Below are 12,808 nucleotides of genomic sequence, written 5' to 3' on the forward strand. Positions count from 1 at the left end.
CATGAAAAATATATTGAGTTATCAGACATCGGAGTATGACTGCGGGCCGACTACCCTTTTAAATGCCATGAGGTATCTTTTTGAAAGGGAAGAGATTGTGCCTGACATCTTAAAAGCAGTCTCCTTATACACTCTGGATGAATACAACAGCGAAGGGGAATCCGGAAAGAGCGGTACCTCCCGAATGGCAATGATGTATCTGTCCAAGTGGTTTAATCAATTTGGTGAAACGAAGCATTTTCCCCTCTATACGGAAATGCTTTTGGATGAACAGGTATGGATAAAGCAAAACAGCAGGATTATAGGCTGCCTTCAGCAGGAAGGAGCCGTAATTGTAAGATGCTGGCTGGAAGGTTACCAGCATTATGTCCTGTTAACCGGCATAGAAGAAGAATATGTCTGCCTTTTTGATCCTTATGATTACGAGAAAACGGTGGATGGCGTAAATATCATAAAGATTGATAATCAGCCGAAGAAGATGAACCGTAAGGTTAAGAAAGATATTTTTAATGAGAAGAGTACAAGGACCTATGCCTTTGGCAGTGTAAAAAACAGGGAAGCAATGCTGTTATTTAACAGCAAATCCAGAATGACACCGGAGAAATCAATCGAATACTTCATATAAATTTAAGTATAATAAGCAAATTCTGCCTACTTGAAAATACAGACTCTATTTACTATAATAGTTGTAGACTAAGACTATAGTGTGAATTATTGGAAGACATAATTCACACCCTGATTTGAGGCAGTAAATCATCTGCGGGCAGATGATTTATGCCATGGGAGCTAGGAGAAGAATATGGGGAAGATAAAGATAAGTTTGGCAGCCTTCTTGTGTTTGGTTTTTATTTGCCTGTTGGCAGGCTGTGACAGCGGGCAGTATAAGGAAACGAAAAAACCGGAAGCAAATTCTATTACGGAAATAGGGCCTCCGGCAACAAGTTCAACAGCAGAACCAACAGCGGTGAATTCTATTGATAAGGGTTATTTAGACACTGCGAAATCCGTAGAAGAGAGAGCCGAAATATTACTGAACCAGATGACATTGGAGGAAAAGGCAGGCCAGATGCTTCAGGCCGAAAGAAACACCGTAAAGGAAAGTGAAGTAACCAGGCTTGCCCTTGGTTCGGTTCTTAGCGGCGGAGGGTCCTATCCCGGGAAAAATACACTGTCTGACTGGAACAGCATGATACATAATCTACAGGAAGCAGCCATGAAGACAAGACTTGAAATACCGCTTTTATACGGCATAGATGCAGTACACGGGCAAAACCTCTTAAAGGGTGCGGTAGTGTATCCTCATAATATCGGGCTGGGTGCTGCGAATGATAAAGAGCTGATGTATAAGATGGGAGCCGCTGTTGCAGAAGAAATGAAGCTTACAGGGACTCTCTGGAATTTTGCACCCTGTGTGGCTGTCAGCCAGGATCCAAGATGGGGAAGAACCTATGAAAGCTTTTCTTCTGATCCAAAGCTTGTATCAACTCTGTCCTCTGCTTATCTTAGAGGCTTACAGGAGCATGGTGTGGTCGGAACAGCAAAGCATTATGTAGCTGATGGAGGTACCGCCTATGGAAGCGGAATTATAGGCGGCATCTTAGACCGGGGCGATACGGATATTTCAGAAAAAGCACTTCGGAAGACGCATCTGGCTCCCTATAAGGAATTAGTTAAAAGCGGAGTAAAAGTTGTTATGGCTTCCTTTAGCTCCTATAAGGGAACAAGAATGCATGAAAATAAATATCTGCTTACGGATGTTTTAAAGGGGGAACTGGGCTTTAAAGGCTTTGTTGTATCCGACTGGGAAGCAGTAAAGGATTTAGAGGGGGATTCCTTTGAGGCAAATGTAGCTTTTGCAATCAATGCAGGAGTGGATATGCTCATGGAGCCTTTTAATTATGAAAAAGCTGTTGATGACATTATAGCGAATGTGAATAAGGGAACTATATCAATAGCAAGAATTGATGATGCGGTTAAAAGAATATTAGAGGTCAAGATGGAAATGGGATTGTTTGAAGACCCTTATATGGAAAAGCTGAATCATGAAGTAACAGATCTTGGAAGCGATGAATACAGAGGCCTGGCAAAGCAATTGGTCGAGAAATCCCTTGTCCTTTTAAAGAATGATAATAATACACTTCCTCTGAAAAAGGGCTCTACAATTCTCGTTACAGGCCCGGCAGCAGATGATATGGGAGTACAGTGCGGCGGCTGGATGACCACCTGGCAGGGCTTTTCTGATAAAGACGGAAAACGGGCAGCAGAAGGAACCACAATATTAGAGGGATTAGAAGAATATGCCGGACAATATGGTCTAAATATTATTACGGATAAGAATAAGGCAAGCGAAGCAGATGCTGTAATTCTTGCAGTTGGAGAGATGCCCTATGCAGAATATGAAGGAGATACAAGGGATTTATCCATTACCGGAGAAAAGGGACTGGCAGAAAACAAAGAAGCGATAGAATTTGCTAAGAGCCTTCAAAAGCCTACGGTAGCACTTGTTGTTGCCGGAAGGAATGTACTGATATCTGACTATATGAAAGACTGGGACAGTATTGTTATGTGTTATCTTCCGGGAACAGAAGGAGATGGAATAGCTTCCGTTTTAACAGGGGAAACACCCTTTACCGGAAAGCTGCCGATGCCTTATTATAAGAGCACAAAAGGCATTAAAACTAAGAAGGCTGATTATCTTTATCCTTTAGGCTATGGATTAACTTATTAGAATCTTTCTGCTAACTTAAAAAACACTTGATATTTACAAAAATGTATGTTACTATTACGTTAGTAAATTAATCATCCCCAGAGCCGATTCTTAAACCTATGTGTTTAGGGTTAATCGGCTCTTTTTGTGTTGTTCGATTAAGCTGGAGTGGTAAATATAGCAGTGTGCATATGAAAAAGGATACTCGCAATCCGCTTCGCTGCTATTTCAGTGGAAAAAAACTCCCGCTGAAATAAGGAAGACTTCCCCCGCTTCGCTTAAAGACGGGGGGGAAGTCTTCCTTGGGAGGTTAAACTATAAAGTGGCTGATTTCTTCCTTAAGAGATAAACAGCTTGTATCTGCGGTAGATATCAGATTCACAACATCATTTGATTTCACATTTACATCGCTTACTTTTACGGCAATATCGCTGGTTCCGGAAGCACCTTCGGAGGCAGCTAAAGAGACCTGGTTTACAGCTAATAATACACTCTGGATAGAAGCTAAAAGTTCTTCGGAGGTAGCGCTGAAATCAGTTATCAGGTTGTCTACATAAACGGAATCCTGATTATAATCCTGGGCAATCAATAAAAAGCTGTCCATACTGCCGTTTATGTCATTGGTTACGAAATCTAAGAGATTGTTTGCACTGGAAGCCAGATCATTAACAGCTTCGGTTACTTTAGAAGTCACACCCTGTATTTGCTCAACCATTGATTTGGACTGCTCTGCCAGATTTCTGATTTCATCGGCTACAACGGAAAAGCCTTTTCCGGCTTCACCTGCTCTTGCGGCTTCTATGGCAGCATTTAATGCCAGCAGATTGGTCTGGGAGGTTATGTTCATTATGGAATGAGATAATACATCAATCTGCTCCACGATTTTGGCCTGTTCAACAGCAGTTTTTAAATGTGTGCTGATTTCATTTGAAATCTGCTGGATCCTTAACTGAGAGGACTGGGCAGTTTCTTTTGTTCCGGCGGCCCGTTTGCTGATTTCAATTACTTTCAGACTGCCGTCCTGTGATTTTTCTGCGATACTTCTGACAGCAGTTTCGATTTCCAGAGCAGTTGAATTAAGCTCTTCGGAAGATGCGGCAGTTTCTTCCATACCTGCTGCTAATTCCTCTGTTGTGGCAGAAACCTCAAGTAAGTTATTGTTTAATGCCTTCATATTCTCATTGGCTACCGCTACGGCAGAAATTATGGAGTCAGCTTCTGCTTTTGTATTACCTATAAGAGCTCCTACAGAATTTTTCATAAATTCCATATCTGCTGCCAGTAGTCCGAAGTCATCTTTGCTGTCACGTAACCTTTCAGGCAGAGAAATGCTAAAATCACCTTTGGAAAGCTGCCCCAGGTAATTGCTGACGGATTTAAAGCTTCGGTTAATTCGTTCGATAATGTATATACAACAAAGAACAGAGAAAAGAACTGTTATAATAATAATGATGCCATCATGGAACATTGTTGAAATTACCTTTTTTTCCTGTTCTGTGGAAGTGGTCTTAATTATTTCATCGATATAATCGGTGTAATTACCACTTCCGATTACCCAGGAAAAGGGTTCGAAGGCCTGACTGTAGCTGCGTTTTGGTTTTGCCTCGGTCTCACCGGCCTTAGGGAACCAATAGTCGGCATATCCTCCGCCTTTTTTGCCGGCTTCAATAATCGCTTTCATATATGCGAAGCCGTTTACATCCACCTTATCAATACGGTTGGTTCCTTCTGTTTCATTTCCAAGGAGAACAATATTAGTGCCGTCATAGGTATCAGCCCAGAAATAACCGTTATCCCCATAGGACATACTCCTTAATGTATCAGCACCTATTTTTTTAGCTTCATCCAAGGTATAATCACCGCTCTGGTATTTGGCATATACTCCATTTAACATGGAAATTGCGGTCTGTACCTGCTCTTTTATATTAGTATCATAATCAGAACGGATACTGGTCTCCAGAGCTTTAAGGTTAGTATTTAGAATGGAGTACTGGTTATTAAGTGATATAACCCCTAATAAAATTATGGCTGCAACCAAAATAGCAGAAAATAAAGTGATTTGTGTACGTACCTTTAGATTTTTGAACTTCATATATAACCCTCCCAATTAGTAAATTATAGAAAATCCTATAAAGATATTCTACATTATTTTTCATAATATTACAATATAGTAAAAAATATGACAAATGGATGTTTGGTCTGGACCTGTTAAAAAAATGAAAACTGGAGGTTGATTGCATGCCAGATATGATTTAAGATAATCATAATAAAAATTAATATGACGGAGGCAAATAAGAATGCAGAAAAGAGTTGCAGCAATACATGATATATCCTGTTTCGGAAGGTGTTCCCTTACCGTTGCACTTCCAATTCTTTCAGCGGCAGGAATTGAAACCAGCATTATTCCGACAGCTGTGTTATCCACTCATACCGGTGGATTTACAGGGTATACCTTCAGGGATTTAACAGAAGATATTCTGCCGATTGCGAAGCATTGGAATTCCCTTGGGTTAACATTTGAAGCACTTTATACCGGATATCTGGGGTCCTATTCCCAGCTTGACATGGTTTCACAGATATTTGATATGTTTAAAGAAAAGGACACTATTATTCTGGTCGATCCGGTGATGGGGGACAATGGAAGGCTTTATTCAGCTTTTGATGAGAATTTTCCCAAAGGTATGATTAAGCTTTGTGAAAAAGCAGATGTTATTGTGCCTAATATTACGGAAGCAACTCTCTTGCTGGGAGAAGATTATAAGGAAGGACCTTATACAACAGAATATATTGAAGGGCTTTTTGGCAGGCTGTCCGGCTGCGGTGCTAAAAAGATAGTTCTTACCGGAGTGTATTTGCAGGAAGGGCAGATGGGGGCAGCGGCATATGACTGTGGCAGGAAAGAAGTAAACTATTACTTTACTGAGAAGATTCCGGGAATGTATCATGGTACCGGCGATGTATTTTCCAGTGTGCTGCTTTCAGGGCTGCTAAATGACCAATCCATGGAGGAAGCCCTAAAGCTGGCTGCCGATTTTACCACAGAAGCCATTAGAAGAACTTATAATGACAAAACAGATAACAGATACGGTGTAAACTTTGAACAGGGACTTATTGAACTTGCACAACTTGGTTCCATTCATAAGAATTCCTGAAAATACGTATGGATGACTGCTTCCGTACATAAATTATAGAGATAGAACATAGGTAATAGGCGTGTATGAAGCAGGAAGGATATATTATTCTTATTAATGAAACAGATTACGACTGGATAATGGCCAATAGTTGCAGACTTCGGATGAAACAGTTCTGTTTCCCGGAATGCATAAGGACGCAGTCCGAAGCTGTTGCTTATATGGAATGGGAGGATACGGGGGATTCCTGTAAAGAAGGTCTTGCGGCAGCCATTTGTTACGAGCTGTCAGGGACAGAGAGTTCCTTTATGCTTCTGGCGTATGAGGAAGGTGATAAGAAGGATTTAAGGGTCTATTTTGAAAATATGTCTGCAAGGGGATTAAAGGATAAAGAGGCCGCTTCCCTTGGATGGATGAACGGAGGGACACTCCGGCTTATTCTTTCCAGACCGGAAGAAGGGGAGCTGCACAGGCTGGAAATATATCCGGACTATTTGGGAAATGTAAGTAGTGCAGCTAAGAAGGAAGGCTCTGAAAATATCAAAAGAAACTCTGTGTCCTGGTTTGGAACCATTGCGGGAACCGAAAGTATTGATAACCTGTATCTTACAAATGACTGTTATTGGGAGGATTGTGAGATAACCCTGAAAGGATATCCCGGAGAATTTATCAAGTGTACCCTTACTCTGATTATTGGAGGAGAACTGACAGAAGAAAGCTTTATAAAAGATATTTACCTAAATGAAGCAGAAGAGAAGCAGATAACAGTACATATAGGACAGCAGACAACCTTGGTTCTGGCAGGAACAGCAGCAAATTTAAAAGGAATGGAAGCTAAGTTAGATATTACACTGACGGGAATATGCAAAGAAGACGACCAGGCAAAAGGGTAGGAAGGGGTCATTATGCAGGAGAGCAGGAAAGCAATGGCTATGTTGGCCGCCTCCATGCTGGCATACCGCATTAAGGATGGGAAACTTCCAATCAGCTGCCGCTTTCGAATTGATGAGTGGATAGGAGGAGTACCGTACAACTGGTATCATACAGCAGGCTTTACGGAAGAAGTCTATACCTTTACTGCCGGTATTGATAACATACATGCAGGCTTAATAGGGATTTCAGAGGATAAACTTATTATTGCTTTTCGGGGAACAGATGGCGATGACACCCTGGAAGGAAGTATCCTGGACTGGATAAATAATTTCCTTGCCATACAGGTTCCTTTTCCTTATGGACCGGGAAATGTACATGAGGGATTTTTAAGTGCGGCAGACAGTCTTAAGGAAGATATGCTAAGAAAGACAGAAGAGCTATACGGCAAATTAGCAGGCAAATATGAAACGGCAGAGATTATAGTTACAGGGCACAGCAAAGGCGGAGCAGTTGCCAATATAATGGCAGCCATATTATCGGAAATCCATAACGGGAAATATAGGGATAAGATTGCAGTTTATACCTTTGGGGCACCCAGAACAGGAGATGAGTTATTTGCAGATAAATACGGCAGTCTTAATTATTTCCGTTATGAAGCTTTTTTAGATATCGTGTGCCACCTGCCCTTTACTTTGCAGGAAACAAAGCTATTAAAGCGTTTGGGTCCAATACAGGAATTATTTGCAGAATGCCTGAAACTAAAGCCATATAAGGCGGTGGGAAGGGAAATCTGTATCTATAACAGCAGAGATAACTTTGGAAAATATCCGCCTGATACCGGTAATTCTTCCGGTGAGACCTTAAATTCCTTTTGTGCCGTTGAGCAGGTTGTGAGGTATGGAGGCTTTCAGGTTTTTATGGGATGCCATGAAAAGGATTACTATCTGCTTGACAAATCCATTCAATTCCATTAAAGTATTCCTTATGAAAATGCAAATACAGAATTTTATCTTTCGGTGTATAGAATGCAGTCTGGCGGTAATATGCCAAGAGGCAGAGGATACATCGAAATTTTTATCGAGAAGTTTTTTAACTGTACAGAGGACACTTTGATTATAAAAACTTGGAAGAGAGGATTTACTGAAAATGAAGATTTCTACTGTGAAAGGGACCAATGATTATTTACCGAAGGAAGCAGCCTTAAGAGATTATCTGATGGATGAAATACTTAAGACTTACCAATCCTGCGGATTTCAAAGAATTATGACTCCGGTTATCGAAGATATTGAGAATCTGGATAAAAGTGAGGGCGGAGAGAATTTAAACCTGATATTTAAAGTATTAAAAAGGGGAGATAAGTTGGAAAAGGCCCTGGAAGCAAAGAATGAGAAAGAGCTTTGCGATATGGGACTTCGCTATGACTTAACACTTCCCCTTAGCAGATATTATGCTAATAACAGGGACAAGCTGTTATCGCCCTTTAAGTGCATACAGATTGACAGGGTTTACCGAGCAGAGCGTCCGCAGAAGGGGCGTTTAAGGGAATTCTACCAGTGTGATATTGATATTATCGGAACCTACTCCCTGACAGCGGAAGTGGAACTGATAGCAACCACAGCACAGGCTCTTAAGAATATCGGTATCGGTGATTTCAGGGTTAAGATAAATAACAGAAAGCTCTTAAAGGCTATTCTTTTAAAGGCTGGCTTTCAGGCGGAAGAGCTGGACAGTGTCTGCATATCCATTGACAAATTAGACAAGGTCGGCCTGGATGGTGTGAAGGAAGAACTAAACGCCAAGGGATTTGAAGCAGAAAGTATCAATAAGCTGTCAGAAGTGTTATCAACAAAGCCTTTTACGTTAGAGGAAGCAGAAAGGCTTTGCCCGGAGGAAGAGAGTGTAAAAGAGATACGCTTTATCCTGGATTCTGTAAAGGCTTTCAATGGCGAGTTTGATGTAGTGTATGATATTACCCTTATCAGAGGACAGGGTTACTACACCGGTACGGTATTTGAGGTTGAGAGCACAAAGTTCAGGGGAGCTATTGCCGGAGGCGGAAGATATGATAACCTGATTGGCAAATTCTTAAATGAAACTGTTCCGGCAGTGGGCTTTTCCATTGGTTTTGAGCGGATTTTCGGCATTCTTACCGATGTGGGCTTTCAGATACCGGACAGAAAGAAGCAGATTGCAGTGCTTTATGAGGAAAAGGATTTTATTCCTGCCATGGAATATGCAAGAGGACTTCGTGAGAATCATAATGTTGCCATGTATGTGAAGCCGAAAAAGACCGGTAAGTTTATTGATAAATTACAGGAACAGGGCTGTGACGGATTCTATATCTACGGACAGTCAGGGGAAATTCAATTTTTATAAGGAACATGAACTTTAAATATAGAAGTTTAAAGAGCTTGGTTTAAATCATAGATTTAAGCCAAACTCTTTTTCTTTTGCGGCATCAGGCCATTCAGCCGGATGGGACTGGCGCTCATCTTATTTTAAGCAGCTGTATGTACGTATTCCAGCTTATTGCAAGGTGTCCGATGGAAAAAAGTATCGCAGGTGCTATAAAAAGAGGAGATCTAACCCATATGCCAAGCAATATGAGGTACATTAACGGGAATATAGCCATAGGAATTGGTATAAAGCCCATAGGCTTAAATAAATCGAAATATTCCCTTCCACTGGTAAAATACAAAATCCAGCAGGTATAATAGACCAATAAACAGAGAGCCATCAGTATGACCAGGTACGAGCCTTTTTGTTCTGCAATTTTCTTTCCGAATACAACTGGCACAACCAGGCAAAGAATTCGCCCTGCCTGTTCCATTATTGTAAAAACAACAGGCACGGAACTTAAGTTTTTGGGAATATTTTGCGGAGGAAAAAAATAAAAGAATATATTCGGCAGTAAGAATGATAAAACTACTAATATGCCTTTAAAGTGTATTCCCATACTTAATCAGCCCCCTTGTCAGAATTCTCTGGATTTGCCGAAATATCTTCAAGAGATTTTATAGTTTCTTTGCACCAACTTGCATAAGACTCCCATACCTTTTGTCCAAAGGCCAAAACCATTAACACTTGTCTGTGATTGCCGTGTACATCAATGTCCTGTTTGAGCTGTTCTTCAAACTTTTCAAATAATTTTCTCTGTTTATTGTGATTCAGCTCAAATTCTTTAATATGCTCCAGCATGATGTCTGATGAAGCTGCATTGGAAAAATAGAGTTTTAATAAAACCTCATACCGTATGATTTCTTTTTCCACCGGGATCATAAGCCATTGCTGCAACTCTTCTTTGCCCTGATCAGTAATCGTATATTTTTTACTTGCTTTACTATTACTGTCTGGCTGATGGAAAGCCGCAATAAGTCCTTCGGTTTCCAATTCTTTTAATTGGGGGTAGATTTGACCGAAGCTTTCACTCCAAAAGAAAGATAATCTGGTATCTATGATTCGCTTTATCTCATAACCCGACAGATGTTCCTCATTTAAAAGCCCAAGTATAACATACCTGGTTTTATTTTTTTTGATTGGCATTTTTCACCTCATATTTATTAGTTATATCTAAAAGATATATGATGACAAAGGAAATGTCAACTATTTTATTAATATTTAATCATAAAACTTTAATATTTATTTAGAGTAATTTTTTTGACTTAAGAGAACCCCTTATGTATAATGACATGAATACAGCAGGATACTTTATACATAAGGAGGAGAAAAATTTGCTGGAATTAATAGATATAAAGAGAAGTTATAATGTCGGAGGGATTGAAACAAAAGCCCTTGACGGAATAAGTGTTGCCTTCAGGCAGAAGGAATTTGTAGCAATCCTTGGCTCCAGCGGTTCGGGAAAGACCACTTGCCTTAATATTGTAGGAGGCCTTGACCGTTATGATTCAGGAGAGCTGGTCATTAAGGGGAAAAAGACTGCGGATTTTACGGACAGGGACTGGGATGCCTATAGGAATAATTCAATTGGATTTGTATTTCAGAGCTATAACCTGATCATGCATCTTAGTATTGTTGCAAATGTGGAGCTTGGTATGACCTTAAGCGGTGTATCCGCAGAAGAAAAGCATAAAAAGGCACTGGAAGTATTAGAAAAGGTGGGACTTAAGGAACATCTTCACAAGAAACCAAATCAATTATCCGGCGGACAGATGCAGCGGGTTGCCATAGCCAGAGCCCTGGCAAATGACCCGGAGATTCTTTTGTGCGATGAGCCGACAGGAGCCCTGGACAGCAATACCAGTATTCAGATTATGGAACTGATTAAAGTGGTTGCCAAAGAACGTCTGGTTATTATGGTAACTCATAATCCAGAGATTGCCGAAAATTATGCAGACAGGATTATCCGTTTCCAGGACGGTAAAATTATATCTGACAGTCATCCTCATGTGGAAAGGCCCAAGGGGGATGAATTCAAGCTTAAGAAGACAAGTATGAGCTTTTTGACAGCTCTTCGTCTTTCCTTTAACAACATACGCACCAAGAAGGGAAGAACTATTCTAACAGCCTTTGCTTCCAGTATTGGAATCATCGGAATTGCAGTAATTTTAAGCTTATCATCCGGATTCCAGACACAGATTGATAATTTTCAAAAGGATGCCATGGCAGAATTTCCAATTATTATTTCCCAGTCCGCTACAAGCGTAGATGCCGAAAGCATGGAGCAAATGAGAAAGGAAATGAAGAACCAGAATGACAAAGCCTATATACCTGCGGATACAGTAACGCTGTATGATCCCTCTGATACGCAGATAACCCATAAGAATATTTTTACCAAAGATTATCTTGATTACCTGAATAAGATAGACCCTGAAATCTGCAGCAGTATCGGATACACCAGACTGGTATCCATGAATATGGTACGTAAAGTAGAAGATAAGGTAATTCCTGTGAGCCTAAGCAGTCAGAACAGCTCTTCAGGAGGCAGCCAGACGCAAAGCACCGGTCTGTCAGGCTCTATGGGCTTATCCTCTTATCCCAAACAGCTAAAAACAGAGGAAGAGTCCTACCTGACAAAGAATTATGACATCATGGCTGGAGAATATCCTGCTAAGGCAACTGATCTGGTACTTGTTATCGATGCCAGAAACAGGCTGGATTATAATATTCTTAATAATTTGGGATTTGATACAAAAGGGAAAGAAAGCCTCGATTTTAAAGATATTATCGGTACGGAATTTAAAATAATACCCAATGATGTTTACTATATGCCCACTCAGGCAGGAACATATCTGCCCGGCAATGATTACCTGGCAATGTATGATTCAAAGGAGGCCATTACGATAAAGATTACAGGAGTTGTACGTCAGAAAGAAGATGTAGCAATGGCACTCCTTCTTCCCGGTATTGCCTACAGTGACGAATTGTCAGAAATGGTAATTGATAATGCCAAGGACTCTGCTATTGTAAAGGCACAGGAAAAAAGTGATAAGAATATTATTACCAATGAAGAATTAACAGAGGATGCAAAGGATACTTTCCTGGCTTACCTCGGCGGAAATGCAACTCCATATGTTATCATGGTTTATCCGTACAATTTTGATGATAAGGATGCAGTGACAGACTATCTGGATCAGTATAATGCAGGAAAAGATTCGAAAGACCAGGTGGTGTATACAGATCTTGCCGCCACTATGTCAAGCCTGACCAGTGGTATTATGGACGGCATTACCATTGTTTTAATTGCTTTTGCCGGTATTTCTCTGGTAGTAAGCCTTATTATGATTTCTATTATAACTTATACTTCTGTTTTGGAGAGAACAAAGGAAATCGGTATTTTAAAGGCATTAGGCGCCAGAAAGAAGGATATTACCCGTGTATTTGACGCAGAAACCACCATACTTGGTGTGTTTTCAGGAATACTTGGTGTTGTTCTGGCATGGCTGCTTACTTTCCCCGTTAATTCCATACTCTATAAAATGACGGAGCTTACGGGTGTGGCACATCTTCAAATTGAACATGCGGTGTTTTTGGTGGTTATCAGCACACTGTTAACAGTGTTAGGAGGTCATATTCCGGCTAAAATGGCTTCCAGAAAGAATGCAATAGAAGCACTTAGAGCGGAATAAAACCCCCTATA

General features: G+C 40.6%; 10 protein-coding genes. 8 read left to right on the forward strand and 2 right to left on the reverse strand.

Features of this window, described 5'->3' with window-relative positions; translation table 11 throughout:
• The first annotated feature begins 1 nt into the window (after position 1).
• On the forward strand, positions 2–625 hold the full coding sequence (locus BUF11_RS03240; protein WP_073587338.1) for a cysteine peptidase family C39 domain-containing protein: 624 nt from the start codon (positions 2–4) through the stop codon (positions 623–625).
• Positions 626–799: 174 nt separating this feature from the next.
• On the forward strand, positions 800–2,728 hold the full coding sequence (locus tag BUF11_RS03245) for a glycoside hydrolase family 3 protein (RefSeq protein ID WP_084558419.1): 1,929 nt from the start codon (positions 800–802) through the stop codon (positions 2,726–2,728).
• A 289-nt stretch (positions 2,729–3,017) separates the two neighbouring features.
• On the opposite strand, the gene BUF11_RS03250 is transcribed toward BUF11_RS03245, so the two are convergent.
• The gene (locus tag BUF11_RS03250; RefSeq protein ID WP_073587339.1) at positions 3,018–4,799 is read right to left on the reverse strand and encodes a methyl-accepting chemotaxis protein; all 1,782 of its coding nucleotides are present in this window, start codon (positions 4,797–4,799) and stop codon (positions 3,018–3,020) included.
• 205 nt (positions 4,800–5,004) lie between these two features.
• Here BUF11_RS03250 and BUF11_RS03255 point away from each other — a divergent pair, with 205 nt between their 5' ends.
• The 5 genes from BUF11_RS03255 to BUF11_RS23925 all read left to right on the forward strand — a co-directional run bounded on the left by BUF11_RS03255 (position 5,005) and on the right by BUF11_RS23925 (position 9,425).
• Complete coding sequence (locus BUF11_RS03255) at positions 5,005–5,859, forward strand: pyridoxamine kinase (protein WP_073587340.1); 855 nt, start codon at positions 5,005–5,007, stop codon at positions 5,857–5,859.
• Between the two features lie 65 nt (positions 5,860–5,924).
• On the forward strand, positions 5,925–6,731 hold the full coding sequence (locus BUF11_RS03260; RefSeq protein WP_073587341.1) for a hypothetical protein: 807 nt from the start codon (positions 5,925–5,927) through the stop codon (positions 6,729–6,731).
• A 12-nt stretch (positions 6,732–6,743) separates the two neighbouring features.
• Positions 6,744–7,685, forward strand: coding sequence for a lipase family protein (locus BUF11_RS03265; protein ID WP_073587342.1), 942 nt, complete (start codon positions 6,744–6,746; stop codon positions 7,683–7,685).
• Between the two features lie 172 nt (positions 7,686–7,857).
• On the forward strand, positions 7,858–9,087 hold the full coding sequence (gene hisS, locus BUF11_RS03270) for a histidine--tRNA ligase (protein ID WP_073587343.1): 1,230 nt from the start codon (positions 7,858–7,860) through the stop codon (positions 9,085–9,087).
• Between the two features lie 167 nt (positions 9,088–9,254).
• Entirely contained in the window at positions 9,255–9,425 is a 171-nt protein-coding gene (locus BUF11_RS23925) for a hypothetical protein (protein ID WP_175561972.1), read from the forward strand.
• A 244-nt stretch (positions 9,426–9,669) separates the two neighbouring features.
• Here the strand turns inward: BUF11_RS23925 and BUF11_RS03280 are convergent, their stop codons facing one another.
• On the reverse strand, positions 9,670–10,254 hold the full coding sequence (locus tag BUF11_RS03280; RefSeq protein WP_073587345.1) for a PadR family transcriptional regulator: 585 nt from the start codon (positions 10,252–10,254) through the stop codon (positions 9,670–9,672).
• Positions 10,255–10,442: 188 nt separating this feature from the next.
• On the opposite strand from BUF11_RS03280, the gene BUF11_RS25255 reads away from it, so the two are divergent.
• Positions 10,443–12,797 carry an ABC transporter ATP-binding protein/permease gene (locus tag BUF11_RS25255; RefSeq protein ID WP_073587903.1) on the forward strand — a complete coding sequence of 785 codons (2,355 nt, stop codon included), beginning with the start codon at positions 10,443–10,445 and terminating at the stop codon, positions 12,795–12,797.
• The last annotated feature ends 11 nt before the right edge of the window (positions 12,798–12,808 follow it).

It is taken from the genome of Anaerocolumna xylanovorans DSM 12503 (assembly GCF_900143645.1).
In the GTDB taxonomy this organism is placed as follows: Bacteria; Bacillota; Clostridia; order Lachnospirales; family Lachnospiraceae; genus Anaerocolumna; species Anaerocolumna xylanovorans.